Annotated in this window: 28 protein-coding genes; 7 read left to right on the forward strand and 21 right to left on the reverse strand. The window is 59.6% G+C overall.

What is annotated here, in order from left to right:
- Genes ACZ5WQ_RS13790 through ACZ5WQ_RS13800 form a run of 3 tightly spaced genes read left to right on the forward strand, consistent with a single transcriptional unit; the run spans position 1 to position 1,786 of the window.
- A complete protein-coding gene (locus ACZ5WQ_RS13790; protein WP_464382488.1) occupies positions 1–384 on the forward strand; it encodes a DUF3301 domain-containing protein in 384 nt (127 codons plus the stop codon).
- Positions 385–438: 54 nt separating this feature from the next.
- The gene (locus ACZ5WQ_RS13795; RefSeq protein ID WP_464382489.1) at positions 439–1,407 is read left to right on the forward strand and encodes a CobW family GTP-binding protein; all 969 of its coding nucleotides are present in this window, start codon (positions 439–441) and stop codon (positions 1,405–1,407) included.
- Between the two features lie 25 nt (positions 1,408–1,432).
- Positions 1,433–1,786 carry an NADH:ubiquinone oxidoreductase gene (locus ACZ5WQ_RS13800; protein ID WP_464382490.1) on the forward strand — a complete coding sequence of 118 codons (354 nt, stop codon included), beginning with the start codon at positions 1,433–1,435 and terminating at the stop codon, positions 1,784–1,786.
- Position 1,787: 1 nt separating this feature from the next.
- Here ACZ5WQ_RS13800 and ACZ5WQ_RS13805 read toward each other — a convergent pair whose 3' ends face one another.
- The 17 genes from ACZ5WQ_RS13805 to mnmG form a co-directional block, all read right to left on the reverse strand.
- Positions 1,788–2,243 carry a DUF192 domain-containing protein gene (locus tag ACZ5WQ_RS13805; protein ID WP_228246010.1) on the reverse strand — a complete coding sequence of 152 codons (456 nt, stop codon included), beginning with the start codon at positions 2,241–2,243 and terminating at the stop codon, positions 1,788–1,790.
- A complete protein-coding gene (locus ACZ5WQ_RS13810; RefSeq protein ID WP_228246011.1) occupies positions 2,240–3,094 on the reverse strand; it encodes a flagellar brake protein in 855 nt (284 codons plus the stop codon). Before ACZ5WQ_RS13810 ends, ACZ5WQ_RS13805 begins: the two co-directional genes overlap by 4 nt.
- A 63-nt stretch (positions 3,095–3,157) precedes the next feature.
- Positions 3,158–4,372, reverse strand: coding sequence for a C17 cyclopropane fatty acid synthase CfaB (gene cfaB, locus ACZ5WQ_RS13815; protein WP_464382491.1), 1,215 nt, complete (start codon positions 4,370–4,372; stop codon positions 3,158–3,160).
- Between the two features lie 105 nt (positions 4,373–4,477).
- Positions 4,478–5,839, reverse strand: coding sequence for a bifunctional UDP-N-acetylglucosamine diphosphorylase/glucosamine-1-phosphate N-acetyltransferase GlmU (glmU, locus tag ACZ5WQ_RS13820; protein WP_464382492.1), 1,362 nt, complete (start codon positions 5,837–5,839; stop codon positions 4,478–4,480).
- A 203-nt stretch (positions 5,840–6,042) separates the two neighbouring features.
- Positions 6,043–6,486, reverse strand: a complete 444-nt coding sequence (locus tag ACZ5WQ_RS13825; protein WP_088275877.1) for a F0F1 ATP synthase subunit epsilon — start codon at positions 6,484–6,486, stop codon at positions 6,043–6,045.
- Between the two features lie 42 nt (positions 6,487–6,528).
- Positions 6,529–7,905, reverse strand: coding sequence for a F0F1 ATP synthase subunit beta (gene atpD / locus ACZ5WQ_RS13830; protein ID WP_088275878.1), 1,377 nt, complete (start codon positions 7,903–7,905; stop codon positions 6,529–6,531).
- Positions 7,906–7,940: 35 nt separating this feature from the next.
- Positions 7,941–8,804 carry a F0F1 ATP synthase subunit gamma gene (gene atpG, locus ACZ5WQ_RS13835; protein WP_088275879.1) on the reverse strand — a complete coding sequence of 288 codons (864 nt, stop codon included), beginning with the start codon at positions 8,802–8,804 and terminating at the stop codon, positions 7,941–7,943.
- A 76-nt stretch (positions 8,805–8,880) separates the two neighbouring features.
- Complete coding sequence (gene atpA, locus ACZ5WQ_RS13840; protein WP_228246014.1) at positions 8,881–10,425, reverse strand: F0F1 ATP synthase subunit alpha; 1,545 nt, start codon at positions 10,423–10,425, stop codon at positions 8,881–8,883.
- A 29-nt stretch (positions 10,426–10,454) separates the two neighbouring features.
- Complete coding sequence (locus ACZ5WQ_RS13845) at positions 10,455–10,991, reverse strand: F0F1 ATP synthase subunit delta (protein WP_228246015.1); 537 nt, start codon at positions 10,989–10,991, stop codon at positions 10,455–10,457.
- A gap of 11 nt (positions 10,992–11,002) precedes the next feature.
- On the reverse strand, positions 11,003–11,473 hold the full coding sequence (locus ACZ5WQ_RS13850; RefSeq protein ID WP_088275883.1) for a F0F1 ATP synthase subunit B: 471 nt from the start codon (positions 11,471–11,473) through the stop codon (positions 11,003–11,005).
- Positions 11,474–11,538: 65 nt separating this feature from the next.
- Complete coding sequence (gene atpE, locus ACZ5WQ_RS13855) at positions 11,539–11,793, reverse strand: F0F1 ATP synthase subunit C (RefSeq protein ID WP_088275884.1); 255 nt, start codon at positions 11,791–11,793, stop codon at positions 11,539–11,541.
- Between the two features lie 71 nt (positions 11,794–11,864).
- Positions 11,865–12,740: a F0F1 ATP synthase subunit A gene (atpB, locus tag ACZ5WQ_RS13860; protein WP_088275885.1), complete on the reverse strand. Its 876-nt coding sequence runs from the start codon at positions 12,738–12,740 to the stop codon at positions 11,865–11,867.
- 18 nt (positions 12,741–12,758) lie between these two features.
- Positions 12,759–13,157, reverse strand: a complete 399-nt coding sequence (locus tag ACZ5WQ_RS13865) for a F0F1 ATP synthase subunit I (protein WP_088275955.1) — start codon at positions 13,155–13,157, stop codon at positions 12,759–12,761.
- Positions 13,158–13,456: 299 nt separating this feature from the next.
- A complete protein-coding gene (locus tag ACZ5WQ_RS13870; protein ID WP_228246016.1) occupies positions 13,457–14,317 on the reverse strand; it encodes a ParB/RepB/Spo0J family partition protein in 861 nt (286 codons plus the stop codon).
- Between the two features lie 17 nt (positions 14,318–14,334).
- Positions 14,335–15,138 carry a ParA family protein gene (locus ACZ5WQ_RS13875; RefSeq protein WP_228246017.1) on the reverse strand — a complete coding sequence of 268 codons (804 nt, stop codon included), beginning with the start codon at positions 15,136–15,138 and terminating at the stop codon, positions 14,335–14,337.
- Positions 15,139–15,155: 17 nt separating this feature from the next.
- A complete protein-coding gene (gene rsmG, locus ACZ5WQ_RS13880) occupies positions 15,156–15,791 on the reverse strand; it encodes a 16S rRNA (guanine(527)-N(7))-methyltransferase RsmG (protein ID WP_464382493.1) in 636 nt (211 codons plus the stop codon).
- 5 nt (positions 15,792–15,796) lie between these two features.
- Positions 15,797–17,695, reverse strand: a complete 1,899-nt coding sequence (gene mnmG / locus ACZ5WQ_RS13885) for a tRNA uridine-5-carboxymethylaminomethyl(34) synthesis enzyme MnmG (RefSeq protein WP_228246018.1) — start codon at positions 17,693–17,695, stop codon at positions 15,797–15,799.
- A 594-nt stretch (positions 17,696–18,289) separates the two neighbouring features.
- On the opposite strand from mnmG, the gene codB reads away from it, so the two are divergent.
- From codB to ACZ5WQ_RS13905, 4 genes are all read left to right on the forward strand, one after another.
- On the forward strand, positions 18,290–19,573 hold the full coding sequence (gene codB, locus ACZ5WQ_RS13890; protein WP_088275891.1) for a cytosine permease: 1,284 nt from the start codon (positions 18,290–18,292) through the stop codon (positions 19,571–19,573).
- Positions 19,570–20,325, forward strand: coding sequence for a PucR family transcriptional regulator (locus tag ACZ5WQ_RS13895; RefSeq protein WP_216359007.1), 756 nt, complete (start codon positions 19,570–19,572; stop codon positions 20,323–20,325). The genes codB and ACZ5WQ_RS13895 overlap by 4 nt, the downstream gene beginning before the upstream one ends.
- Positions 20,322–21,578 (forward strand): cytosine deaminase, encoded by a 1,257-nt coding sequence (codA, locus tag ACZ5WQ_RS13900; protein ID WP_228246019.1) that lies wholly within the window; start codon positions 20,322–20,324, stop codon positions 21,576–21,578. The genes ACZ5WQ_RS13895 and codA overlap by 4 nt, the downstream gene beginning before the upstream one ends.
- Positions 21,579–21,664: 86 nt before the next feature.
- Complete coding sequence (locus ACZ5WQ_RS13905; protein ID WP_228246020.1) at positions 21,665–23,002, forward strand: MFS transporter; 1,338 nt, start codon at positions 21,665–21,667, stop codon at positions 23,000–23,002.
- A 3-nt stretch (positions 23,003–23,005) separates the two neighbouring features.
- Here the strand turns inward: ACZ5WQ_RS13905 and mnmE are convergent, their stop codons facing one another.
- The 4 genes from mnmE to rnpA form a co-directional block, all read right to left on the reverse strand.
- Positions 23,006–24,376, reverse strand: coding sequence for a tRNA uridine-5-carboxymethylaminomethyl(34) synthesis GTPase MnmE (gene mnmE, locus ACZ5WQ_RS13910; RefSeq protein ID WP_228246021.1), 1,371 nt, complete (start codon positions 24,374–24,376; stop codon positions 23,006–23,008).
- Positions 24,377–24,449: 73 nt separating this feature from the next.
- On the reverse strand, positions 24,450–26,144 hold the full coding sequence (yidC, locus tag ACZ5WQ_RS13915) for a membrane protein insertase YidC (protein ID WP_088275895.1): 1,695 nt from the start codon (positions 26,142–26,144) through the stop codon (positions 24,450–24,452).
- Positions 26,141–26,392: a membrane protein insertion efficiency factor YidD gene (yidD, locus tag ACZ5WQ_RS13920; protein ID WP_088275896.1), complete on the reverse strand. Its 252-nt coding sequence runs from the start codon at positions 26,390–26,392 to the stop codon at positions 26,141–26,143. Before yidD ends, yidC begins: the two co-directional genes overlap by 4 nt.
- The gene (gene rnpA / locus ACZ5WQ_RS13925; protein ID WP_088275898.1) at positions 26,385–26,780 is read right to left on the reverse strand and encodes a ribonuclease P protein component; all 396 of its coding nucleotides are present in this window, start codon (positions 26,778–26,780) and stop codon (positions 26,385–26,387) included. The genes yidD and rnpA overlap by 8 nt, the downstream gene beginning before the upstream one ends.
- Between the last annotated feature and the right edge of the window lie 2 nt (positions 26,781–26,782).

Here is a 26,782-nt window from a genome sequence, read left to right on the forward strand (position 1 = left end):
GTGTTTACCCTTGCTCACGCCACCCTGCTGATTGCCGGCACCTTTCTCGCCTGGTGGCTGTGGCAGGTGCTGGGCCAGCGCGATTACGCCCTTGCCCTGGTTCGCCGCCACTGCGAGCACAACGCACTGCAACTACTCGATGACAGCGTCGCGCTCAGCGGCGTGCGGCTGTCCCGCCTGCATCGAGGCCGGTACGGGCTGGTTCGGCGTTACGCTTTCGAATTTACCGTTACCGGCGAGCACCGCTACAGTGGCTATATCGATCTGCATGGAACCCGTCAGTTGCACATCGAGCTGGCACCCCACCCATTCCCGCATGGCAAGGACGATGAGCCAGCGACAGAAACCGCGCGCGAAAGCGCCAAAATATACAAAATCTATTAAGAATAAGATATTAGATAGTCTTTATATTTTGTTCCACGTGGAACCCACCTTACCATGCTAAGCCAGATACCCACTCATCTGATCGCAGGTCCGCTGGGGGCAGGCAAGACCAGTCTTCTGCGGGCATTGCTGGCGCAACGTCCCGCTGAAGAGCGCTGGGCGATCCTGATCAATGAGTTTGGCCAGATCGGGCTGGACCAGGCGCTGTTGAGCGCCAATGCTGATGACGCTGTCAGCCTGAGCGAAATACCTGGAGGCTGCCTGTGCTGCGTTAACGGCGTGCCGTTCCAGGTCGGACTGACGCGCCTGCTGCGCAAGGCCAGGCCTGACCGGTTATGGATTGAGTGCTCGGGCCTGGGACATCCCGTCAGCCTGCTGCAACAGCTCGCTGATGCGCCCTGGCGGGGAGTACTCGACCTGAAACTACTGATCATGGTGTGTGAAGCATCCCAACTGCTGGATCTGGATAGCCTGCCGCCAGTGCAGCGACAGGCACTGCCACTGACCGGACTGCTGATCGCCAACAAGATCGATGAGCTGGGTGCGCAACAACAGCAGATACTCCGGACCCAATGGCCCGATGCCATTCCCTGCAGCCACGGCAAAGTCGAACGCCAGCTGTTGCCCGGTGCCACAACGCCGGGGCAGCAGCCGGTACTGGCAGCGCTGCCGGCTGCTGCCGACGCGGGTATCAGCGGTCGACTCTGGCAAGCGAATGATCCCTGGCAGTGCGAAAGCCAGCTCAACCAGACACCGTACAGCGTTGGCTGGCGCATCGCACCGCAGCAGCAATTCGAACAAGCCGCACTCAGGCGCTGGCTGGCCGAACAGAGCGTATTGCGCGCCAAGGGCGTGATCCATACCGACGCAGGGTGGTGCTCGTTCAATCAGCTTGGCCAACCTGATACAAACTGGCAGCCAAGCCCATGGCGTCGTGACAATCGGCTGGAACTGCTGTTTGCCCACAAACCTGACACCAGCGCACTGGAGCAGGGCTTGCGGGCCTGCCTGCGGAGCCAGTAAGGTGGTGGTTTTACCCGGAACCGTCATGCGCCGCGTCATCACACTGCTGCTTTGTCTGGTCAGCCCACCCTTGCTGGCCAGTGCCTGCCTGATCGAGTCGACAGACGATCAGTTGCCGGTGCGCATGTGCCAGCAAAACGGGACCATTCCGCCAGCCCTGTTCGAGCAACAGTTCTGCCAACCCCGGATTCCCGGTCGCGAGTTCCGTATTCAGATGCAGGACAGTTGCCCCGGGGACGCCTACGGCATCTGCCGTGGCGCACACACCGAGGGCGTGGCTTATCAACAGGATATCCACTATTACACTGCCCCCGATGACGCGCCGGTTTTAAAGGCCTACTGCGAGCAAATCAGCAGGGGACGCTGGGACCAGCCGTGATTCAGTTGAGCGGCGGCTCAGCAGGCAGCATCGACAGATCAAGGTTATCCCCAACCTTCAAGCCCAGGGTATCCACACTGCCGGCCGGCAGCTCGAGTACCCAGCGCAGCGGAGCCTCTGCCTGATAGATCGCACAGGGCAGATCGGCACAGGGCGGTACCCTCTCGAACAAATGCGCTATCCGGCCATCAGCAGCCACAAACACCAGATCCAGGCTGATCTGCATATTGCGCATCCAGATCGCCGGACGCGTCCCGTCGGGAAAGTCGAACAGCATGCCGGTACCGAAGGGCAGGTTTTCTCGCCCCATCAGTCCCTGACGCCGGCTGTCCGGGTCGGCCACAACCTCCATCACGAAATCGGTATCGGCCAGCCGCACCGTCAGGGCGGAACCGATGGCTGCAAGGGGAGCCATCAGCAGGGTGCTGAAGGCCAGAGCGCAGGCAATGGGTTTCATAGGGTATCTTTCAACAGATTCTGGTAGACCATGTTGGTCAGATAGAGACGGTCCTGTTCACTGATATCGGTGAACTCGATACCGGTTGCAATCAGGCCGTCGAGCGACTCGTCAGTGCTGACCGCCCTCACCCGCGCATTCAAGGTCATATACACATCCAGCCCCGCAGGATTGATACGGAAGGACACCTTGACCGTCTCATCCTTGTTGGCCACTGCACGGGGCGAGACCAGGCGCGCACCGCCCACGCTGATATCGGTCATGCGTGCCGAACCCTGGGCACCCTGCTCACGGTTGATGGCAGTCACCAGATCGACCGACACCCGGGCGGAGCTGCGAATACGCATCGACTGCACGCTGTCGGGATAGGCCAGATGCAGATACGGGAAAGGAGACAGGTTCGACTTCAGCACCCGGGTCTTGTAGGCCACGGCATCCTTGCCGACAAAGCCGCGCACCAGAAGCTGCTGACCTTCCTTGACGAACACCAGCTTGCCCTGACTGGTGGGCGCAGTAACCAGCAAGCTGACCGGTGCATGGAAGCCGATCATGCGAACCTGATAGCGCTCTGCGTTGGTAGCACTCATCGTCTGCAGCTGGACCAGATCACCCGGGGCGAGCTGAATCTGCTCCAGCCTGGATACCACCTTCTCCGGCGCAGGCCCGGCACTGTTGTCGCTGTTCTGCTGTGCGTTACGGAACAGCCCAAGCTTGAGCAGTTGCTGAAGCAGCGGTTTGTTATCGACTACCTTCGAGTGCGGAAACAGCACCTTGCCATCGGAGTCGACAATGTTCCACGGCAGGGGCTTGCCAAGGGGTATTTCTTCTTCCGTCAATGGAATCAGCGACACGCACATACTCCGTAAACGCAAATCAATCGTGCCGAACAATGTAGCAGCCCCGACGTGTGGCCGCTATCTCTGACTGTCTCCAGCACCCCGACCCTGCAAATAAATGTCGTCTCGCGTCAGCGGCAGGTGATGACCGCCACCAGGCAGCGGCCTGACCGCCAGTATCTGGTGAATATTCATCCAGTTGCGCGAAAATCCGTAGGCGCAGCCGGCCAGGTAAATACGCCAGATGCGTAACGCGCGCTCATCCACCAGCGCCGCTGCCGCGTCCCTGTTTGCCTCGAGATTCCGGCTCCAGTGCTCCAGTGTAAGCGCATAATGCATGCGCAGGCTCTCGACATCGACCACCTCAAGCCCCTGATCACTCATCGCTTTAACAGCGGTGGCAAGGTGCGGCAGTTCACCATGGGGGAACACATAGCGGGCTATAAAGGCACCCGCACCATGGCCAACCGGCCGGCCATCGGTATGCCGCGCGGTGATGCCGTGGTTCATGACCAGGCCACCCGGTTTGACCTGTTGATGCAGTATCTGAAAGTACGCCGGCAGATTGGCATGCCCCACATGCTCGAACATGCCGACACTGACGACCTTGTCGTAGTTCTCCCTACCCGTCAGATCGCGATAGTCGCGCAGCTCCAATTGAATACGGTCGCCCAGCCCCTGGGCTGCTACCCGCTCGCGGGCGAGTTTCAGTTGCTGCCTGCTGAGGGTAATGCCGTGTACCTGAACCCCGTATTCTTTCGCCGCGTGACGGGCCAGCCCTCCCCAACCGCAGCCAACATCCAGCAGCCGTTGGCCCCTGCGCAGGCGGAGCTTGCGACAGAGATGGTCCAGCTTCTGCACCTGAGCCCTGGCGAGGGTATCGTCCGGATGTCGAAAGTAGCCGCATGAATAGACCATCTCGGGGTCCAGCCAGAGCGCGTAAAAGTCATTCGACAGGTCGTAGTGATAGGCAATAGCCTCGGCATCGGTCTGCCGGTCGTGGGGATCGTGCGGCGGTGGGCCGTCATCCTCATCCCGCACCAGCGCCTGACTCAGCCTGTCAGCAACACCGATGGCATCCAGAACGCTGCCACGAATGTCCATGCGCTGCTGAATGAAGGCTTCACCGAGTCGGTCAAGACTCGGTGTCTGCAACTCTTCCAGCAAGGCGGGATCGTGAATCTGCAGTTCGACCCGGGGCGAGGGCCCCAGATCCACACTTCCGCCGCCGGGCAGGGTGAGGCGCAGCGGAAGCTTGAGCGCACCCAACGATGCGGCCAGTTGCGCGAGCATACGGACATCTCCCGAGGTAAAACAAAACTCCCTTCACTATAGAACACCAGAGGGAGCATGCCTCACGCTGCGGATAACCGCCCGAACGCTATTGCCAACCGCCTCTCACTGTTTTGACGGTCGCTTCCAGCCTTCGATGTTGCGCTGACGTGCACGACTGACGCCCAGACTATCGGCCGGAATATCCGCAGTGATGGTTGACCCTGCAGCGGTGGTTGCCCGAGCGCCGACGGTGACCGGGGCAACCAGCGCCGTATTGGTACCGATAAAGGCGCCCTCTTCAATCGTGGTCAGATGCTTGTTGACCCCATCGTAATTGCAGGTAATGGTGCCAGCGCCGATGTTCACTCCAGGGCCGACCTCCGCATCGCCGATATAGGACAGGTGGTTGACCTTGGAGCCTTCGCCGATATTGACCTTCTTGGTTTCCACAAAGTTGCCGATCCTGGCACCGCGTGCCAGGTTGGTGCCGGGGCGCAAGCGCGCGTAAGGACCCACATCGCAATCAGCGGCCAGCGTTGCGTCTTCGATATGGCTGAACGCCTTGATATGGCTTCCTGCGCCAATGCGGCAGTTGCGCAGCACGCAGTTGGCGTCAATGATGACGTCGTCCTCAATGACAACGGTCCCTTCCAATACCACATTGACGTCGATGCTGATGTCTCGGCCAACGGTTACCTCACCCCGCACATCGATGCGCAACGGATCGGCCAGCGTTACGCCTTCTGTCATCAGTCGCTCAGCCTGGCGGCGGCGGTACTCGGCTTCCAGCACCGCCAACTGCACGCGGTTGTTGGCGCCCAGCACTTCCGGTTCATCTTCCGGTTGGGCCACTTCAACCTGCACCTGCTCTGCCACCGCCATGGCGACAACGTCAGTCAGGTAGTACTCGCCCTGTGCATTCTGGTTGGACAGGCTGTTCAGCCAGCGGGCCGCCTGGCTGCCCGGGAGCGCCATGATGCCGGTGTTGCCTTCGGTGATCAGCAACTGCTCGGCCGAGGCGTCCTTCTGCTCGATGATGGCCTGCACCTGACCCGATGCATCACGGACGATACGACCATACCCCGTTGGATTGACCATATTGACCGTCAGCATGCCCAGCGCCTGTGTCCCCGCCTGTTTGCTCAGCTTCTCCAGCGTCTCGGCCCGCAGCAAAGGTACATCTCCATACAGCACCAGAATCTGGTCTGCATCTACAATGGCCGGCAGCGCCTGGGCAACGGCATGGCCGGTACCCAGTTGCTCGGACTGCAGCACCCAGTTCAGGTCTTCAGCATCCAGGTGTTCACGCACCAGTTCGGCACCGTGCCCGATAACAACATGAATCTTCGTCGGCTTCAGGGTTCTCGCGCAGTCAATCACATGCCCCAGCATGGGTTTTCCGGCGACCGGATGCAGCACCTTCGGCAGTTTGGAACGCATGCGGGTGCCCTGACCGGCGGCGAGAATAACGACGTGAAGATTCATCTGGGAAACATCCTGTGAAAAATGGCAGTGCGCGCATTCTAGCAAAGCCGAGCGGCGCAAGCCGCACACTGCACAGGGTCATCGCGCCAGCCTGCAACTAATCGCCTGATAGCCGTTGCAGCTGTCGAGACGCAAAAAAAACCGCCCGGCTTGGCGCCGTGCGGTTTTTCCTGCAGCTTGCGGCTTGAAGCTTGCCGCCAGCCTTACCGGTTGTTGAGCGCCGGTCCGCCGTACTTCTTGCGAAGTTCCTGCACTGTCCGCAATTGGGCCGCGGCCTCGGCAAGACGGGCAGAAGCCGAACCGTAGTCGAATTCTGCGCCTTTCTCGCTGAGGGCGAGTTCTGCGGCTTTCTTTGCTTCCAGAGCGGCTGCCTCGTCGATGTCACCAGCACGGATTGCCGTGTCAGCGAGCACCTTGACCACTTTCGGCTGAACTTCCAGGAAACCACCGGAGATGTAAAACACCTCTTCTGTGCCATCCTGCTTGATCACCCGAATGGGGCCCGGCTTGAGGTCGGTCAGCAGCGGTGCGTGGCCGGGCATGATGCCCAGGTCACCCAGGTTACCGTGTGCAATGACACTCTCTACCAGGCCCGAGAACAGCTCTTCTTCCGCGCTTACGATATCGCAGTGCACTGTCATAGCCATTGTATCGCCTCGGTCTTGCGCCCCCTTGCGGGGGCACACCCATTACAGTTTCTTCGCTTTCTCGATCGCTTCGTCGATGGTACCAACCATGTAGAAGGCCTGCTCGGGCAGGTGATCGAATTCGCCTTTGAGGATGCCACCGAATGCACGGATGGTCTCTTTCAGCGGAACGTACTTGCCGGGCGCACCGGTAAATACTTCAGCAACGAAGAACGGCTGGGACAGGAAGCGCTGGATCTTACGAGCGCGCGCTACCAGTTGCTTGTCTTCTTCAGACAGCTCGTCCATACCGAGAATCGCGATGATGTCCTTCAGCTCCTTGTAGCGCTGCAGAACATACTGAACGCCACGAGCAACGTCGTAGTGTTCCTGACCGATTACCAGCGGATCCAGCTGACGGGAGGTGGAATCCAGCGGGTCAACGGCCGGGTAGATACCCAGAGACGCGATGTCACGGGACAGTACGACGGTCGCATCAAGGTGCGCGAAGGTCGTTGCCGGAGACGGGTCAGTCAGGTCGTCCGCGGGAACGTATACGGCCTGAATGGAGGTGATGGAACCGGTCTTGGTGGAGGTAATACGCTCCTGCAGAACGCCCATCTCTTCAGCCAGAGTCGGCTGGTAACCTACCGCGGACGGCATACGACCCAGCAGAGCGGATACTTCGGTACCGGCCAGGGTGTAACGGTAGATGTTGTCGATGAACAGCAGAACGTCACGACCTTCGTCACGGAACTTCTCGGCCATGGTCAGACCGGTCAGTGCAACGCGCAGACGGTTACCCGGCGGCTCGTTCATCTGGCCGTATACCAGGGCTACCTTGTCCAGTACGTTGGAATCCTTCATCTCGTGATAGAAGTCGTTACCTTCACGAGTACGCTCACCTACACCGGCGAATACAGAGTAACCGCTGTGCTCGATCGCGATGTTACGGATCAGCTCCATCATGTTTACGGTTTTGCCTACACCGGCACCACCGAACAGACCAACCTTACCGCCCTTGGCAAACGGGCAAACCAGGTCGATAACCTTGATGCCGGTTTCCAGCAGCTCGTTGGAGCCAGCTTGCTCGTCGTAGCTGGGAGCAGCGCGGTGAATACCCCAACGCTCTTCTTCACCGATCGGACCAGCTTCGTCGATCGGGTTGCCCAGTACGTCCATGATGCGGCCCAGGGTCTTGACCCCGACCGGTACGGAGATGTTGGCACCGGTGTTGGCAACGGTCAGACCGCGCTTGACACCTTCAGTGGTACCCATGGCGATGGTACGTACAATGCCATCACCCAGCTGCTGCTGAACTTCAAGGGTCAGGCCCTTGTCGGTTACTTGCAGCGCGTCATACACCTTCGGCACGTCTTCGCGCGGGAATTCCACGTCGATGACGGCGCCGATGATTTGAACGATACGTCCGCTACTCATTTGTTGGTTCCTCTAAATGGTTGAAACCGTTACCGTTAAACCGCGGCGGCGCCGCCGACGATTTCCGAAATTTCCTGAGTGATAGCTGCCTGACGAGCCTTGTTGTAGATAAGCTGCAGGTTGCTGATAAGGTCACCAGCGTTGTCAGTCGCGTTCTTCATCGCGATCATCCGTGCAGCCTGCTCACAGGCATTGTTCTCGACCACCGCCTGATAGACCTGGGACTCGATGTAACGAACCAGCAGTCCATCCAGCAGCTGTCGTGCGTCGGGCTCGTACAGATAGTCCCAGCTGCCTTTCTGCGCGCCTTCCTCTTCGGAAGCGACCAGCGGGATCATCTGATCCACCTTGGGCTGCTGAACCATCGTGTTGACGAAGCCGTTGCTGACCAGGTACAGACGGTCGATGCGACCTTCGTTGTAGCCATCCAGCATCACCTTGACGCTACCGATCAGATCGTTCAACGCAGGCTGTTCGCCCAGGTTGCTGATCGCTGCGACAACGTTTCCGCCGTAGCTGCGAAAGAAGGAAGCGCCCTTGCTACCGATCACACAGAGCTCGGTTTCAACGTTGCGGTCACGCCACTCTTTCATGCTGTTGACCAGGGCCTTGAACAGGTTAGTGTTCAGACCACCGCAGAGACCACGATCCGAGCTGACCACGATGTAACCCACCCGCTTGACTTCACGCTCTTGCATGAACGGATGGCGATACTCGGGGTTGGCGTTGGCCAGATGACCAATTACCTGCTGGATACGCTCAGCGTAGGGACGGCTGGCAGCCATGCGCTGTTGTGCTCTGCGCATCTTGCTGACCGCCACCTTTTCCATGGCGCTGGTGATCTTCTGCGTACTTTTAATACTCGCGATCTTACCGCGAATCTCTTTTGCGCCTGCCATGTCACACCCTTTCAGGTTTGCCCTTGGCCGGGTCGCACGATGCGGGGCTCAGCTCATGCTGCGCCCCGCTGTCGGCTTACCAGCTCTGGGTTGCCTTGAACTTCTCGATGCCGGCCTTGATGGCAGCTTCGATATCGTCGTTGTAATCGCCCTTCTCGTTGATCTTGGCAAGCAGGTCTGCGTGCTCGGACTTGAAGTAGGCGATCATGGCTTTCTCGAAAGCACCGACCTTGTTCTGCTCGACATCGGTCAGGAAGCCTTTCTCGGCAGCAAACAGGCTGACACCCATCTCGGCGACGGACATCGGAGCATACTGGTCCTGCTTCATCAGCTCGGTAACGCGCTGACCATGCTCCAGCTGCTTGCGGGTGGCTTCGTCCAGGTCAGATGCAAACTGGGCGAAAGCTGCCAGTTCACGATACTGAGCCAGAGCGGTACGGATACCACCAGAGAGTTTCTTGATGATCTTGGTCTGAGCCGCGCCACCAACACGAGATACCGATACACCGGCGTTAACGGCCGGACGGATACCCGAGTTGAACAGGTTGGATTCCAGGAAGATCTGGCCGTCGGTGATGGAGATCACGTTGGTCGGTACGAACGCAGAAACGTCGCCAGCCTGGGTTTCGATGATCGGCAGAGCGGTCAGCGAGCCAGTCTTGCCAGTTACGGCACCGTTGGTGAACTTCTCGACGTACTCTTCGGAAACGCGGGAAGCGCGCTCCAGCAGACGGCTGTGGAGATAGAACACGTCGCCCGGATAGGCTTCACGTCCCGGAGGACGACGCAGCAGCAGGGAGATCTGACGGTAGGCAACAGCTTGCTTGGACAGGTCATCATAGATGATCAGAGCGTCTTCGCCGCGGTCGCGGAAGTATTCACCCATTGTGCAGCCGGCGTAGGGCGCCAGGAACTGCAGGGCAGCCGGGTCGGAAGCGGAAGCGGCAACGATGACGGTGTGAGCCATTGCATCGTGCTCTTCCAGCTTGCGTACCACGTTGGCGATGGTCGACTGCTTCTGACCTACTGCCACGTAGATACACTTAACGCCAGAACCTTTCTGGTTGATGATCGCATCGATCGCCATAGCGGTCTTACCGGTCTGACGGTCACCGATGATCAGCTCACGCTGACCGCGACCTACCGGAACCATCGCGTCGACGGCCTTGTAGCCAGTCTGGATGGGCTGGTCGACCGACTTACGCCAGATTACGCCCGGAGCAACCTTTTCAACCGCGTCGGTGTGCTTGGCGTTGATGTCGCCCTTGCCATCGATCGGGTGGCCCAGTGCGTTGACCACGCGACCCAGCAGTTCCGGACCAACCGGTACTTCCAGGATGCGGCCGGTGCACTTGACGGTCATGCCTTCGGCCAGACCCAGGTAGTCACCCAGAATTACAGCACCAACGGAGTCCTGCTCCAGGTTGAGTGCCATACCAAATACGCCTTCGGGAAACTCGAGCATTTCCCCGTACATTACATCGGCGAGACCGTGAATCCGCACAATACCGTCAGATACGGAAAGAATCGTACCTTCGTTACGTGCCTGAGAAGCGATATCGAGCTGCTCGATCCGCTTCTTGATGATGTCACTGATCTCTGATGGATTCAGTTGTTGCATGCCTTTATCCTCAAAACCTTATGCTGAAATCAGGAGCCCAACGACTCGGCCAGTTTGGTCAGTTTTCCGCGCACGGAGGCGTCGATGACCAAGTCGCCGGTGCGAACAACCAGTCCACCAATCAGTGACTTGTCCACAGCCGCTTCGATCTGCACATTGCGATCGAGCTTGCGGGACAGCGCCTCGGCCAGCTTCTGCTGCTGCTCTGCAGTCAGCTCGAAAGCCGAGCTCACATTGATGTCGATGGTACGCTCAAGATCAGCTCGGAAGCTGTTAAATAGCGTCGCGATCTCGGGAAGCAGGGCAAGCCTGCGATTATCGGCGAGGATCGTCAGAAAGTTGCGTTGCTCTTCGCTCACCGATTTCCCGGTGCAGTCGAGGATGACGTCGGCTTTCTTCTGTTCCGCCAGACCCGGATCGGTCAGCAGCTGGCGAGTTGCCTCGTCTGCGGCCACCTGGCCAGCAGCGTTCAGCACCTCGGCCCATTCGGCCAGGGCCTGTTGGGCTTTTGCCCGCTCAAATGCCGCTTTGGCGTAGGGGCGGGCCAGCGTAATCAGTTCTGCCATGATGACCTCGCTTAGAGTTCGGCTACCAGCTTGTTCAGCATGTCACCGTGCTTGTCAGCGTCGACAGAAGTTTCCAGAATCTTCTCGGCGCCGGCGACTGCGATGGCAGCAATCTCGGCACGCAGAGCGTCTCTGGCCTTGATGCGCTGCTGTTCGATTTCCGCCTGGGCCTGAGCCAGGATCTTCTCACCTTCCTTGCGAGCATCCTCTTTGGAGGCTTCAACAATCTGGTTGGCACGCTTGTTAGCTTGCTCAATCAGAGCTGCTGCCTGCTCTTTGGCCTGACGCAGTTCCTGGGCCGACTTTTCTTGAGTCAGTTCCAGGTCCTTGGCGGCGCGATCAGAGGCTGCAAGGCCATCTGCGATCTTCTTCTGGCGCTCCTGCAGAGCAGCAATGACCGGAGGCCATACATACTTCATGCAGAACACCACGAAGATGAAGAACGCGATCGCTTGACCGGCTATCGTCAAATTGATGTTCACGTCTTCACCTCTTGCCTGTCGTATTCATTACCTTCAAGTTGAAGTCGCCGTTGCCGGCGACTGCATTACGCAACTTGGGCAAGGAAGGGGTTGGCAAAGGTGAAGAACAGAGCGATACCAACACCGATCATGGTTACGGCGTCGAGCAGACCGGCGACGATGAACATTTTAACCTGCAGAGCGGGGATCATTTCCGGCTGACGCGCAGCGCCTTCCAGGAATTTGCCACCCAGGATACCAAAGCCGATAGCGGTACCCAGTGCGCCCAGGCCAATCAGCAGTGCTACGGCAATCGCGGTCATTCCAACTACAGTTTCCATTTAAAGCTCCCAGTTTTCAGTTAATTGCAAGTTATGGGTTTTCGGGTAGAACTAAATCGTTATCGCCTGAATCAGTGACTGTCTTCGTGCGCCATGCTGAGGTACACGATGGTCAGCATCATGAAGATAAATGCCTGCAGCGTGATGATCAGAATGTGGAAGATAGCCCACGGCACGGACAGAGCCCACTGAGCCCAGAAGGGCAGCAGAGCGATCAGGATGAAGATCAGCTCGCCGGCGTACAGGTTACCGAACAGACGCAGGGCGAGAGAGACCGGCTTGGCCAGCAGGCTGACGCCTTCGAGCAGCAGGTTGACCGGAATCAGCAGGATCTTCAGGAAGATGTTGCTGGAGGAGAAGGGATGCAGGGTCAGCTCACCGAGGAAGCCACCAACACCCTTGACCTTGACACTGTAGAAGATGATCAGCGCGAATACCGACAGGGACATGCCCAGGGTAGCGTTGACGTCGGTGGTCGGGACGACCTTCATGTATTCGACGCCGGCCATATGGAACAGCTGCGGCAGGAAGTCGACGGGGATCAGGTCCATGAAGTTCATCAGGAAGACCCAGCAGAAGATGGTCAGCGCCAGCGGTGCAATGACCTTGTTGCGGCCGTGGAAGGTTTCCTTGACGCTCTGATCAACGAACTCGACCATCAGCTCAACGAAGTTCTGCAGACCACCTGGGACGCCGGACGTGGCCTTCTTGGCCGCCATGCGGAACAGGAACAGGAACAGCGCACCGAGGAAAATGGACCAGCCCATGGTATCAACGTGGATAGCCATGAAGCCCATGTCGGACGCTTCCTGAGCGCCATGAGCCATGGTCCAGGTGTCCTGGGTCAGAACGGTACCATCGGTACGTTCGTAACCGGCCGGGAGTTTCCCGTAGGTCAGGTTCTGAAGGTGGTGCTTGATGTAATCTGATGCGGTAGCGCCTGCCATAACGTTCTCTCAGGTCCTTTAGCTATGCTGCGTTTTTCCACCCATTACTGCAGGTGTTAGCCAGTTCGTGACCAGCATGATCGCAAATGTAAGAAACAGTGCCGATTCGTCTATCGGCTTAATACTTTTGAACGCTATCGCAAAGAGGACAGCGCAGAGGATGAGCTTGCCGGCCTCACCCTTGTAAAAAGAACCCATGATCTGCTTCGCAGCCCGCGCACCGGTGTAACGGAACGCCTTGATCGCGAAATACACATTGGGCAGGAGGAAGATGAAGCCTCCTGCCAGGGCGGAATACGCCGCCACAGGGCTTTTAATCCAGAAAAGCGCCCCCATCAAAAACACGACGACAGCCTGGAACGCGAACCACTTGATCAGCGGGGGACGACGAATGGCATTGGTCTTCACAGTCGTCATCAGTACTCGGTACCCCTGCGGGTGGTGCATGCGTGAATAAATTGCCGGGCTGCCCTCAAAGCGCCGTGATTATATGTGTTCGACCCCGCAGAGGCAACCAAACCGGTCCCGTACTACACGCCGCTAAGGCGCATGCTGCCTGATCTGCGCGGCACTGCCGGCGCGTTTGGTTGTGCGCCGGAGCCAGGCACTACATGTTGTGGTTTGAATCGATTCAGCGACGCGCTGCAGTCATCTTTTGTAATAATTGACGACCGCCGCAACGCCAGCAACGACGCTGGCTTTGCGCTCAAAAGAGCTTAGCGGATGTGTTCGAGAATGCCATCGAGCTCGTCAAGCGAGCTGTAGCTGATCACCAGACGTCCCTTGCCGCGGGCACCATGCTGCAGCTTCACTTCTGCGCCCAAGCGCTCGCCGAGGTCCTGTTGCAGACGCTCGATATCCGGGTTGGTGCGCTGTTGTGTCGCATCCCTTTTCGGGCTCAGCCACTGGCGAACCAGCGCTTCGGTCTGACGAACGGTCAACCCCTTGGCCACCACCTGACGGGCAGCTACCGTTTGCTGCTCGGCCGGCAGACCAAGCAAGGCGCGGGCATGACCCATTTCCAGGTCGCCGCGCTCAAGCATCAGCTTGACGTCTTCGGGCAGGCTCATCAGGCGCAACAGGTTGGTAATGCTGACCCGCGACTTGCCAACTGCGTCAGCCACCTGCTGCTGGGTCAGTTCGAATTCCTGCTGCAGACGCTGCAGGGCGATAGCTTCCTCGATCGGGTTGAGGTCTTCGCGCTGGATGTTCTCGATCAGTGCCATGGCGATGGCGGCTTCATCCGGCACCTCGCGGATCACCGCCGGAATGCTGTCCAGGCCGGCCAGCTGACTGGCGCGCCAGCGACGTTCGCCGGCGATGATTTCGTACCGCCCCTCGCCGATCGGCCGAACGACAATCGGCTGCATCACACCCTGGGCACGAATCGACCCCGCCAGCTCTTCGAGTGCCTGCGGGTCCATGTCACGGCGTGGCTGATACTTGCCACGCTGCACCAGGTCGACCGGCAGCTCCTTGAGAATCTGATCCTGGCTTTCGCCGTCCGCTGTCGGCGCAACACTGGCACCCAGCAATGCGTCCAGTCCCCGTCCCAAGCCGCGTTTCTTGCCCGCCATGCCTGATGTCCTTGTAGTCAATCGTTCAAATCGGTAACGGCAGCCGCCTTGGCTGCCTGCTTGCTGCGGCGTACCACCTCGCCGGCCAGTGCCAGATAGGCGACGGCGCCACGGGACTGCTTGTCGTAGGCCAGTGCCGGCATGCCGAAACTGGGGGCTTCGGCCAGTCGCACGTTACGTGGAATCACAGTCTGATACAGCTTGTCGCCAAAATGCGCACTGAGCTGGGCCGACACATCCAGCGTCAGGCTGTTGCGCGGATCGTACATGGTCCGCAACAGGCCCTCGATCTGCAGGTTCGGGTTGAGCACCGAGCTGATCCGGCTGATGGTATTGACCAGCGCCGACAATCCTTCCAGCGCGTAGTATTCGCACTGCATCGGAATGACCACGCCATCGGCGGCAACCAGACCATTGACCGTCAGCATGTTCAGCGATGGCGGGCAGTCGATCAGGATGAAGTCGTAGTGATCGCGGGCGTTGACCAGCGCGTAACGCAGCCGGCTTTCCTTCATCTTGGTGTTGATCAGCTCGACTTCGGCAGCAGTCAGGTCGCCGTTGGCCGGCAGCAGGTCATAGCCACCGTGCTCCGAACGACAAACCGCATCGGCAAACTCGCATTGACCGGTCAGCAATTCGTAGACCGAGTTATCCAGATTGGCCTTGTCGATACCGCTGCCCATGGTCGCATTGCCCTGAGGATCAAGATCGATCAGCAGCACCTTGCGTTTGGTCGCAGCCAGCGAGGCGGCGAGATTGATCGTGGTGGTGGTCTTTCCCACACCGCCCTTCTGGTTGGCAATTGCCAGCACCTTGCCCACGTTCAGCCCCCTTGATATCAGCCCTGATCCATCCGTCGCAGTATCAACAGATGGCGGCTGCCAACGCAACCGGGAACCTGTAATTGTTCACTGCTCTCAAGCTTAAAGTCGACCGGCAACGCAGCCAGCTCTTCGTCGGGGTAAACGCCCTTCATCGCCAGCCAGCGGGTTTGTTCGGTACCCAGATGACGGGTCAGCTGGGTAAAGTCGGCCAGCGAGGCAAACGCGCGCGAGGTAATACCATCAAACGGCTGGCCTGGCTCGAACGCCTCGACCCGGCTGTTGACCACCTGCAGATTGGTCAGCCCCAATTCGTTTTTAACCTGGGTGAGAAACCGGGTCTTCTTGCCATTGCTGTCGAGCAGGGTGAACTCACGCTCGGGAAACATGATCGCCAGCATCACGCCGGGCATACCGCCACCGCTGCCGACATCCAGCCAGCGCTGGCCATCGATGAACGAGACAATGCTCAGACTGTCGAGCAGGTGACGGCTGACCATTTCGTTCGGGTCGCGCACCGCGGTCAGGTTGTACGCCTTGTTCCACTTGTTCAGCAGGGCCATGTAGCCCAGCAGTTTTTCCTGTTGCTGCTCGCTCAGGGCGACACCCAGCTGCCTTGCGCCCTGCGCCAGCTCTACCGCATGTTGACTCATTGCGCTTATGCCTCCCGGGCCAGCGAGCTATCGCCGAGGGCGTTGCGTTTTTTCAGATGGATCAGCAGCAGGCTGACGGCCGCCGGCGTCACGCCGGGGATACGTGAGGCCTGCCCCAGGGTCTGCGGGCGCACATCGGCCAGCTTGGCACGAATTTCATTCGACAGCCCGTTCAGGCTGGCGTAATCCAGGTCTTCCGGCAGGCGAGTCTGCTCGTGCTGACGCAGACGCTCGATTTCTTCCTGCTGACGTTCGATATAACCGGCGTACTTGGCCTGAATCTCGACCTGTTCGGCGGCATCGGCCGGAATGTCACTTGCACCGGTCAGTTCGACCAGTGCGGTGTAATCCACTTCCGGGCGGCGCAGCAGATCCAGCAGGCTGTATTCGTGGGTCAGCGGCGTACGGTACTGCGCACTATAGGCCTTGCCCTGCTCGCTGTTCGGCTGCATCCAGGTGCTGCGCAGACGCTGGGTTTCCTGTTCGATGGCTTCACGCTTGGCGTTGAAGACCGCCCAGCGCTCATCATCGACCAGACCCAGCTCGCGGCCCTTTTCGGTCAGGCGCAGGTCGGCGTTGTCTTCACGCAGTACCAGACGGTACTCGGCACGGGAAGTAAACATGCGGTACGGCTCGCGGGTGCCCATGGTGATCAGGTCATCGACCAGCACGCCGATGTAAGCCTCGTCACGGCGCGGGCACCAGGCGTCGCGCTCCTGTGCACGCAGTGCGGCGTTGAGACCTGCCAGCAAACCCTGAGCACCGGCTTCTTCGTAACCGGTGGTGCCGTTGATCTGACCGGCGAAGAACAGACCGTCGATGACCTTGGTTTCCAGCGAGTACTTGAGGTCCTGCGGATTGAAGTAATCGTACTCGATGGCGTAACCGGGGCGCAGGATGTGCGCGTTCTCCATACCCTTGATCGAACGGACGATCTGCAGCTGCACATCAAACGGCAACGAGGTCGAGATGCCGTTCGGATACAACTCGTGGGTAGTCAGGCCTTCCGGCTCGATGAATACCTGGTGCTGATCCTTGTCGGCAAAGCGATGGATCTTGTCTTCGATCGACGGGCAGTAACGCGGGCCAATGCCTTCGATGACCCCGGTGTACATCGGCGAGCGATCCAGGTTCTCGCGGATGATGTCGTGGGTGCGCTCGTTGGTATGGGTAATCCAGCAGTTGACCTGCTCCGGATGCATTGCTGCATTGCCCATGAACGACATGACCGGAATCGGCGTATCACCTGGCTGTGGCGTCATCTGGCTGAAATCGACACTGCGACCGTCGATGCGCGGCGGGGTGCCGGTTTTCAGCCGATCCACCCGCAGCGGCAGTTCACGCAGGCGCTGCGCGAGTGCGATGGCGGGCGGATCGCCCGCGCGACCGCCGGAGTAGTTGTCCAGACCGATGTGAATCAGGCCACCGAGGAAGGTGCCGGTGGTCAGTACCACGTTGTCAGCCAGAAAACGCAGACCCATCTGGGTAACCACGCCACGAACCTGCTGGTTTTCGACAATCAGGTCATCGCAGGCCTGCTGGAAGATCCACAGGTTTTCCTGATTCTCCAGGGTATGACGAATAGCCGCCTTGTACAGCACTCGGTCAGCCTGGGCACGGGTGGCACGCACGGCTGGGCCTTTGCGGCTGTTCAGAACACGAAACTGGATACCGGCCTTGTCGGTAGCCAGTGCCATCGCACCACCCAGCGCATCGATCTCCTTGACCAGATGGCTCTTGCCGATCCCGCCAATCGCCGGGTTGCAGCTCATCTGACCGAGGGTTTCGACGTTATGGCTGAGCAGCAGGGTTTTCACCCCCATACGGGCAGCAGCGAGTGCAGCTTCGGTACCGGCATGGCCACCGCCTACCACTATGACGTCAAAACGGCTGGGGAAATCCACCTGTCACCTCGATTGTCAGGCCTGTGCCTGACGCGGAAAAAAGGGGCTGATTATAGGCCCAAGGGGAAAAAATTGCAGCTTTGGCTGAACACTTTTTGTACAACGTGCCGAGTGTGGAAAAACGTCCAGATAGATATAGATAAGAAAAGAAAGATTTATATAAACCTTGAATTAGTTAATGTATATACGTAGCCACTTTTCTGTGAATAACTCATATAAATCCTTATAGATCAGAATCTTGCACAACTCAAAAGGTTGTGTGAAAGCGGTCGTTGGATGGGGGTGCAAGCGGTGCGTTGCCTGTGGGTAACTGAGGTGTTTATCCACAGGGGGATTTCACCTCAGGCTGTCCCCAGGGTTATCGACCGGGTTGGGGCCGGGTTTTCCACAGACCTTATACGCCGTTTTTTCACTTTTACCGCGCTGTTCGGGTGCATGCTTATCGCTATGCTGTGCAGATTGCACATGCATTTGCGCATCGATGCTCGCTCTTCACCGGGAAATCCATGGACTGGCACAGCGGTTGCTAAATCACCGGTGATGTACGTCTGCATGCACGCAGACGTCCTTTTTCAGCAAAGCGGAGATACCAGGATGAACCAGTCAGAGCGCACCACGGACCCCGATTACCCGTTGAGTCCGGTACCGGAAACCGCCCGCAAGAGCATGTGGTCGATGAGTTTTGTGCTGCTGGGCTTTACCTTCTTCAGTGCCACCATGTGGGCAGGTGGCAGTGTTGGCGCTGCCTTTGATTTTTCTACGACTCTGTGGGTTCTGTTAATTGGCAACCTGCTGCTCGGCGCCTATGCAGCCATTCTGGGCTATATTGCCGCGCGCTCGGGGCTGAATACGGCGTTGATGAGCCGCTACGCCTTCGGTGAGATCGGCAGCAAGCTGTCCGACTTCATTCTCGGCTTTACCCAGATCGGCTGGTACGCCTGGGGTACGGCAACCATGGCGCTGTTGCTGGTGAAAATGACCGGCCTGCCCGATAGCCTGACGCTGCCGCTGATGGTGGTGTTCGGGTTCGGTTTTTGTATCAGTGCCTTCGTTGGCTACCGAGGTCTGGATCTGCTGTCACGCTTTGCCGTACCTGCGATGCTGATTCTGATCGCGGTGAGCCTCGGGATCGCCACCAAAGACGCCGGTGGCCTGTCCGGTCTGAGCGCCATCGCACCCAGTGCGGAGCTCAGTGTGGCTGCAGCCATCACCATGGTGTTCGGGACCTTTGTCAGTGGCGGTACCCAGGCCACCAACTGGACCCGTTTTGCCAAGTCCGGCAAGGCAGCCGTCATCGCGACCCTGGCGGCGTTCTTTATCGGTAACGGGCTGATGACGCTGGTGGGCGCCTTCGGCGCGCTGGTCTATCAACAGGCCGACATCGTCGACATTCTGGTGGCACAAGGGCTGGCGACGCTGGGCGTGCTGATGCTGTTCCTCAATCTCTGGACCACCCAGGACAACACCGTCTACAACTTTGCCGTGGCCGGCTGCAACCTGCTGCGCACCGAGCGTCGCCGGACCATCACCGTGATCGGCGCGGCAATTGGCACGCTGCTGGCGGTACTGGGTATGTATGAGTGGCTGATCCCGTTCCTGATTCTGCTCGGTACCTTTATCCCGCCGGTCGGTGGCGTGATCATGGCCAACTATTTTGTGACCTGGCGCGGCCGCTACGCTGATCTGGGTTCCACTGCCCTGCCCGCGTTCAATGTGATCGGTCTGATAGCCTACGCACTGGGTTCGCTGGTGGCCTATACCTCCAACTGGATTGCGCCGGTGGTTGGCGTACTGGTCGCTGCCGCGTCCTACGCCTTGTTGGCCCTGCTGGTCAGTGCGGTCAAGGAGCGCCGCGCGGCGCTGATGAGCAACCTGTGAGTCCATTGCTGCGCACCGAGGATGTCCCGTTGTTACCCGGGCTTGGGGCTATTCGTCTGCGTGCCGGTCACGCCGGTGCGCAGCGTGTTGTCCGCTGGCCGTATGTCGCGGAAAACCGTTCCTTTACGCCGTGGATCAAGGGTGGAGAGCTGGTGTTCATCACCGGCATTGGTCGCCACCACAGCGTCGATAACCTGTTTGAGCTGCTTTACGAGGGGGTGGCGGCCAAGGTTGCCGGCCTGGTGATTCTGACCGGTGATGCCTACATCGGTCGCTTGCCTGCGGCCCTTCTGAAGTTGGCAGATCAGCAGCAGTTGCCATTGCTTGAGCAGCCGTATTCGCTGCCGATGGTGACGGTGACCGAGGTCATCGGACGGGCCATTGTGCAACGTGAACAGCTGGCCTGGCGGGATGCTGAAAGCCGAGCGGGCAGTTTGCTGGAGAAGCTGCAGCTACGCATTGGCGATGCGGGCGCGCGGGCCGACTTCGTCGCCCCCTGGTTTGCCGAACATCAGACCTTGCTACAGCACCTGGCGCCGACTATCGATGCCTGGCTGCGACATGGCGGCAATATCAGCGCGGCGGCCGCTGCACTGGGCAGCCATCGCAACTCGGTGCGCAACCGCCTCGATCGTCTGTTCCGTGAGACCGGGCTGGACCCGGCCAAGCCGACAGACATCTACAACCTGATTCTGGCTCATCTGCTGATGCACGAGCCCACTATGACACCCGAATGTGGAGATACCCCATGACCCAGACCCTGTCTGCCATCGTTAATGCTCGCCTGCCTGGTGAAACCGGCCTGTATCGGGTCGAGATCAGCGCAGGGCGGTTCAGCCGGATCGAGCCCCAGAGCGCGGATGTGGTCGCTGCCGCCGATGAACTGGATGCCGGCGGCAACCTGCTGCTGCCGCCCTTTGTCGAGCCGCACATTCACCTGGATGCTGCGCTCACCGCCGGCCAGCCGCGCTGGAACCAGAGCGGTACCCTGTTCGAAGGTATCGAGTGCTGGGGCGAGCGCAAGGCGATGCTCAGCCGCGACGACGTCATCAGCCGTGCCGAGCAGACGCTGAAGCTGTTTGCCGCCCACGGCATTCAGTACGTGCGTACCCACGTTGATGTCACCGATCCGCAGCTGACCGCGCTGCGGGCGATGGTTGAAGTACGTGACCGAGTGCGCGACTTTGTTGATCTGCAGATTGTTGCCTTCCCGCAGGAGGGCATTCTGTCCTTCCCGGGCGGTAAGGAGCTAATGAGTGACGCGGTGACGGTGGGTGCCGATGTGATTGGCGGTATCCCGCATTTTGAGTTCACTCGCGATTACGGCGTGGAGTCGGTCAAGCTGTTGATGGATCTGGCCGAAGCCAATGATTGCCTGGTGGACGTGCACTGCGACGAGATTGACGATCCGCAGTCGCGCTTCCTCGAAGTGCTCGCCGCCGAGGCCCTGAGTCGCGATTACGGCAGCCGGGTTACCGCCAGCCACACCTGTGCCATGCACTCCTACGAAGACGCCTACTGCAGCCGGCTGTTCCGCCTGCTCGGCAAGTCGGGCCTGCGCTTTGTGGCACTGCCGACCGAGAACCTGCACCTGCAGGGCCGATTTGATGGGTATCCAAAACGCCGCGGCATCACCCGGGTGCCCGAATTGCTGGATGCCGGTCTCAAGGTCTGTTTTGGTCAGGATTCGATCCGTGACCCCTGGTATCCGATGGGCAACGGTAACCTGCTGCGCACGCTGGATGTCGGCCTGCATGCCTGTCACATGCTCGGTATGGAGCGAATTGAAACCGCGCTGGAAATCGTTACCGATAACGGCGCTGCGGCGCTCAATCTTGCCGAGTACGGCATCGCGGTCGGCAACCCCGCACGCTGCATGGTGCTCAACGGCACAACGCCGTATGAGGTACTGCTGAATCAGAGCCCGGTTCTTGCATCGGTGCGTGATGGTCGCTGTCTGGTGCAGCGTGCCGCTCCGGTCCACGAGGTGGCTGGCTGGAGCTGATAACGCATGCCTCTATGCTAAGGTGACTGGCTGGTTCTGCGCTATCGAGGCGAGTTGTGTCACCTGCCAGCAACGACGGATTACCCATGCCCGCACGACTCGGCGCGATCATTGCGATTGCGCTGGGCGTGACCATGGCCGTGCTGGACGGCATGATTGCCAATGTCGCATTGCCCACCATCGCCAATGATCTGGGCACCAGTGCGGCCAACTCGATCTGGGTGGTCAACGCCTACCAGCTGGTGATAGCGGTCAGCTTGCTGCCTCTGGCTTCGCTTGGCGACCTGTGGAGCTACCGGCGTATCTATCTGATCGGGCTGGCGGTGTTTTCTGCCATGTCGATAGTCTGCGCCCTGAGTGATTCATTGTTGCAGCTGACCCTTGCGCGCATGCTGCAGGGGCTGGGCGCTGCAGCGGTGATGAGCGTCAACGGCGCCCTGACCCGACTGATTTATCCCCGCGCACGCCTGGCCCGCGGTGTGGCGCTCAATACCCTGATCGTCTCGGTGGCCGCCGCTGCCGGCCCCAGCGTGGCAGCAGTCATTTTGTCGCTCGCCAGCTGGCCCTGGCTGTTTGCGGTCAGCGCCCCCGTCGGCCTGCTGGCCCTGCTGCTGGGCTGGAAGTTTCTGCCCGCCAATGAAGGTGTACCGAGCCTGCGCTTTGATCTGCCAAGCGCAGTGCTTAATGTACTTACGCTGGGTTGCTTCTTTATGGCTGTCACCGGTGTAGCCCAGGGCCACGCCGGCTGGTGGCTGCTCGGGCCATTGTTGATTGGCGGCCCGCTGGGTTGGCTGTTCGTGCGCCGACAGCTGAGCCGTAGCATGCCGTTGCTGCCGGTGGATCTGCTGCGCATTCCCATTTTTGCCCTGTCGATCGGCAGTTCGATCACCGCGTTCGCCGGGCAGATGCTGGCGATGGTCTCCATCCCCTTCTACTTCCAGCAGCAGCTTGGACTCAATGCCATGCAAACCGGTTTGCTGATGACGCCCTGGCCGCTGGCGACCATGGTTAGCGCGCCCCTGGCCGGGCGGCTGCTGGAGCGCTTTCACGCGGGCTTGCTGGGTGGTATTGGCATGCTGCTGTTCGCCGGAGGTCTTTGGGGCTTGGCAGCATTGCCGGACAAGCCGGGAACTGGCGCAATACTCGGCTGGATGGTGCTGTGCGGCGCCGGGTTCGGGCTGTTCCAGTCGCCCAACAATCACACCATCATTACCGCTGCCCCCTTGCACCGCAGTGGCGGCGCCAGTGGCATGCTGAGCACCGCCAGGCTGGTTGGCCAGACCAGCGGTGCGGCGCTGGTGGCGTTGATGTTCAACCTGTTCGTCGACAATGGCACCCATGCCGCGTTGATCGCCGCCGGTTGCTTTGCCTGCCTTGCAGCGGCTGTCAGTACCTTGCGGCTAAGCCAGCCGCGCTCGGGATAAAGGTTACTTGCCGATGCAGAAGCTGGAGAAAATCCGCCCCAGCAGATCATCGGCGGAGAACTCGCCGGTGATCTTGCCGAGCGCCTGCTGCGCCATGCGCAGGTCTTCGGCCAGCAATTCGCCGGCCCCCATCAGGGTCAGTTGATCAAAGCCGTGCTGAAGATACGTGGCGGCTTCTTCCAGCGCCTCCAGGTGACGGCGGCGGGCACTGAACAGGCTCTCGCCGGTCTGCTCAAAGCCCATGCAGGCCTTCAGGTGCTCGCGTAGCAGGTCGATACCATCACCCTGACGGGCCGACAGGTGCAAGACCACCGAGCCATCATCCGCCGTTTCGACTGCTACCGCATCGCCGGTGACGTCTACCTTGTTGTAAATCAGCGTGACCTTGGCCGGATCAGGGCGTTGTTCGAGAAACTCGGGCCACAGCAACTCCGGGTTCTTCGCTTCCGGCTGACTGGCATCGACCATCAGCAGAATCCGGTCAGCGTCGCTGATTGCTGCCATCGCTCTTTGCACGCCGATGCGCTCAACCTGATCCTCTGTGTCGCGCAGGCCGGCGGTGTCGATGATGTGCAACGGCATGCCATCGATGTGGATATGTTCGCGCAGGATATCCCGCGTGGTGCCGGCAATATCGGTGACGATGGCGCTCTCGCGCCCGGCCAGAGCATTGAGCAGACTGGACTTGCCGGCGTTGGGTCGACCGGCGATCACCACCGTCATGCCGTCGCGCAGCAGTGCGCCCTGCCCGGCCTGACGCTGGACCTGCTGCAGGTCTGCCTGCACCTGCTGCAGCTGATTGAGCACGTGACCGTCGGCGAGAAAGTCGATCTCTTCCTCGGGAAAATCGATGGCCGCTTCGACATAGATACGCAACGCAATCAGCGACTCGGTCAGGCTGTGCACGCGCTGGGAGAACGCGCCCTGCAGCGAATTCAGTGCGTTGCGCGCGGCCTGCTCGGAGCTCGCCTCGATCAGGTCGGCAATGGCCTCGGCCTGGGCCAGATCCAGCTTGTCATTGAGAAATGCTCGTTCGCTGAACTCACCGGGACGCGCCTGACGAGCACCAGCTGCCAGACAGGCCTTGAGCAGCAGATCCATCACCACCGGGCCGCCGTGGCCCTGCAGCTCCAGCACGTCTTCACCGGTAAAGGAATGCGGGCCGGGGAAGAACAGCGCGATACCTTCGTCCAGTGTCTGCTCACCTGACCAGAACGGGCCATAGTGGGCATAGCGCGGTTGCAGCTCGCGGCGGGCGATGCGCTGGGCAATGTCTCGGGCTCCGGGACCGGAGACCCGGATGATACCGACGCCGCCTTGGCCGGGGGCAGTCGCCAGCGCGGCAATGGTATCGGCATGATAAGGCTTGCTCATGGCGGCTCCGGTGTTTTCAGTGGATAGCAAAACGCCCCGAAAACGGGGCGTTTGACTGGCGGTGTGCCGAACCTTAGTCCTTGCTCGCAGCGCCCTTTTCGATCTGGCGGGTAATGTACCACTGTTGTGCGATCGACAGACAGTTGTTGACTACCCAGTACAGCACCAGACCTGCCGGGAACCACAGGAAGAAGAAGGTGAAGACAATCGGCAGCATCTTCATTACCTTGGCCTGCATCGGATCCGGCGGCGTCGGGTTCAGCTGCTGTTGCAGGAACATGGTCGCGCCCATGATGATCGGCAGGATGAAGTATGGGTCTTTCAGCGACAGGTCGGTGATCCAGCCCAGCCATTCAGCCTGACGGATCTCGACGCTTTCCATCAGTACCCAGTACAGGGCGATGAAGACCGGCATCTGCACCAGAATCGGCAGACAGCCACCCAGCGGGTTGATCTTCTCCTTCTTGTACAGCTCCATCATACCCTGGGACATTTTCTGACGGTCATCGCCATACTGCTCACGCAGCGCCTGCAGCTTGGGTGCAACGCGGCGCATGTTGGCCATGGAGCGATAGCTGGTTGCAGACAGCGGGAAGAAGATCAGCTTGATCAGGCAGGTCAGCAGGATGATGCTCCAGCCCCAGTTGCCGACGAAGCCGTGGATCAGGCTCAGAACCCAGAACAGCGGCTGGGCGATCCACCAGAGGAAGCCGTAGTCGACCGTCAATTCCAGACCGGGAGAAATGGCTTTCAGGTCGTCCTGAATTTTCGGGCCGGCGTAGAAGCTGGCAGAAATGGTCTGCTGTTCACCAGCTGCAACCTGAACCGACGGGCTGGTGAAGCCGACGATGTAGTTGCCACCGCGGTCCTTCAGGGTGCGGTAGGTGTGCTTGGTTTCGGCATTCGGAACCCAGGCGCTGACAAAGTAGTGTTGCAGCCAGGCAACCCAGCCACCGGACACGCTCTCGCTCAGCTGCTTGTCGTCCAGGTCGGACAGACTCAACTTGGTGTAGGAGTTATCGGCACTCCAGTAGGCGGCACCGAGGAAGGTGGCCATACCGGTTGCGGTAGAGCTGGACGGATCACCACTGCCATCGCGCTTGATCTGACCAAACAGGCTGCCGCTCCAGGGCTGCGCGCTCTGGTTGTCGATCAGGTAGCTGACGTCGACCAGATAGCTGCCACGGGTGAAGGTGAAGCGCTTGGTGAAATCCACGCCGTCGCTGCTGGATTTCAGGTCAACAACCAGCTGCTCCTGGCCGTCTGCCAGGGTGTAGCTGTTCTGCTCGACACTGTAGCGTGCACGGCCGGTGGACTTGTCCGGGCCCTGTTGCCCTGTCAGACCACTTTGAGCAATGTAGGTACGGTTACCCGATTGTTCCAGCAGCTGGAACGGCAGATCCGGACGATCCTTGCGAGTCGGATACTGAGGCAGGGTGAGTGAAACGATGTCACCACCAACCGGGTTGATGCTCAGTTCCAGGGTGTCGGTTTTCACCTGAACCAGCTGACCGTCAGCCGAAGGAGTCGTCACCTGGGCCGGCGTCAGTGCCTCACCGTCGGCACTGATCGCCGCGGGAACGTCGCTGTTCAGCGGATCGGCAACGGCGCCAGGATCGCCGGGCAGGTCACTGCTGTCCTGGGGGGTTACTTGCGTCTGGGCTGCGGGCGCAAGATCCTGCTGGACAAAATCCTTGTTCCACTGCACCACCATCAGATAGGTGATAACCAGCAGTGCACCAATGAGGATATTTCGTTGGAGGTTCATGGTTTGTTGGCCATTCGGTTCGGTCGGTTGGCAGAAGCTGGGGGTACCGGATCATACCCACCGGGATTCCATGGGTGGCAACGTCCGAGGCGGCGCGCACTGAGCAAGCCTCCCTTGAGAAGACCATGCTGTTCGATGGCTTCCTGGGCGTAGCAGGAACAGGAGGGATAGAAACGGCAGTGACTGGCCATCAGGGGACTGATAGCGTAGCGGTAAACCTTGATCAGCCCTAACGCGATGCTACGCATTGGATGACGAGGGTCCAGGGTCACGTGAGCGGTTTTTGGCAGCAGATTTGATCAGCCTGCGCCACATGCCCTGATACAGAGCATGTAACGCAGCATTGTCCAGGTCGCCTACTCCCTTGCGGGCGAGTACGACAATGTCCAGATTGCCCAGTTCAGCGCGATGCTGTCTGAACGATTCACGAGCAATGCGTTTGACCTTGTTGCGGTCTACCGCATGCCGGACATTTTTCTTGGCAATGACCAGACCCAGTCGCGCGTGGCTCAGAGAGTTTTCTCTGGCCAGCAGCAGCAGACTGGGTCCTGAGGCCTTGCAGGTGGCTCCATCGAATACGGTTTTGAACTGGCCAGGTTTAAGTAACCTGTATTCAGGGCCGAATCCGAGATCCACCT

Source organism: Halopseudomonas sp. T1L2 (assembly GCF_055397385.1).

Excerpts from the sequence above, each read along its gene's own strand:
- ACZ5WQ_RS13795 (WP_464382489.1), top strand. The coding sequence starts at position 439 with ATGCTAAGCCAGATACCCACTCATCTGATCGCAGGTCCGCTGGGGGCA.
- ACZ5WQ_RS13800 (WP_464382490.1), top strand. The coding sequence starts at position 1,433 with ATGCGCCGCGTCATCACACTGCTGCTTTGTCTGGTCAGCCCACCCTTG.
- ACZ5WQ_RS13805 (WP_228246010.1), bottom strand. The coding sequence starts at position 2,243 with ATGAAACCCATTGCCTGCGCTCTGGCCTTCAGCACCCTGCTGATGGCT.
- cfaB (WP_464382491.1), bottom strand. The coding sequence starts at position 4,372 with ATGCTCGCGCAACTGGCCGCATCGTTGGGTGCGCTCAAGCTTCCGCTG.
- glmU (WP_464382492.1), bottom strand. The coding sequence starts at position 5,839 with ATGAATCTTCACGTCGTTATTCTCGCCGCCGGTCAGGGCACCCGCATG.
- ACZ5WQ_RS13825 (WP_088275877.1), bottom strand. The coding sequence starts at position 6,486 with ATGGCTATGACAGTGCACTGCGATATCGTAAGCGCGGAAGAAGAGCTG.
- atpD (WP_088275878.1), bottom strand. The coding sequence starts at position 7,905 with ATGAGTAGCGGACGTATCGTTCAAATCATCGGCGCCGTCATCGACGTG.
- atpG (WP_088275879.1), bottom strand. The coding sequence starts at position 8,804 with ATGGCAGGCGCAAAAGAGATTCGCGGTAAGATCGCGAGTATTAAAAGT.
- atpA (WP_228246014.1), bottom strand. The coding sequence starts at position 10,425 with ATGCAACAACTGAATCCATCAGAGATCAGTGACATCATCAAGAAGCGG.
- ACZ5WQ_RS13845 (WP_228246015.1), bottom strand. The coding sequence starts at position 10,991 with ATGGCAGAACTGATTACGCTGGCCCGCCCCTACGCCAAAGCGGCATTT.
- atpE (WP_088275884.1), bottom strand. The coding sequence starts at position 11,793 with ATGGAAACTGTAGTTGGAATGACCGCGATTGCCGTAGCACTGCTGATT.
- atpB (WP_088275885.1), bottom strand. The coding sequence starts at position 12,740 with ATGGCAGGCGCTACCGCATCAGATTACATCAAGCACCACCTTCAGAAC.
- ACZ5WQ_RS13865 (WP_088275955.1), bottom strand. The coding sequence starts at position 13,157 with ATGACGACTGTGAAGACCAATGCCATTCGTCGTCCCCCGCTGATCAAG.
- ACZ5WQ_RS13870 (WP_228246016.1), bottom strand. The coding sequence starts at position 14,317 with ATGGCGGGCAAGAAACGCGGCTTGGGACGGGGACTGGACGCATTGCTG.
- rsmG (WP_464382493.1), bottom strand. The coding sequence starts at position 15,791 with ATGAGTCAACATGCGGTAGAGCTGGCGCAGGGCGCAAGGCAGCTGGGT.
- codB (WP_088275891.1), top strand. The coding sequence starts at position 18,290 with ATGAACCAGTCAGAGCGCACCACGGACCCCGATTACCCGTTGAGTCCG.
- codA (WP_228246019.1), top strand. The coding sequence starts at position 20,322 with ATGACCCAGACCCTGTCTGCCATCGTTAATGCTCGCCTGCCTGGTGAA.
- ACZ5WQ_RS13905 (WP_228246020.1), top strand. The coding sequence starts at position 21,665 with ATGCCCGCACGACTCGGCGCGATCATTGCGATTGCGCTGGGCGTGACC.
- mnmE (WP_228246021.1), bottom strand. The coding sequence starts at position 24,376 with ATGAGCAAGCCTTATCATGCCGATACCATTGCCGCGCTGGCGACTGCC.
- yidC (WP_088275895.1), bottom strand. The coding sequence starts at position 26,144 with ATGAACCTCCAACGAAATATCCTCATTGGTGCACTGCTGGTTATCACC.
- yidD (WP_088275896.1), bottom strand. The coding sequence starts at position 26,392 with ATGCGTAGCATCGCGTTAGGGCTGATCAAGGTTTACCGCTACGCTATC.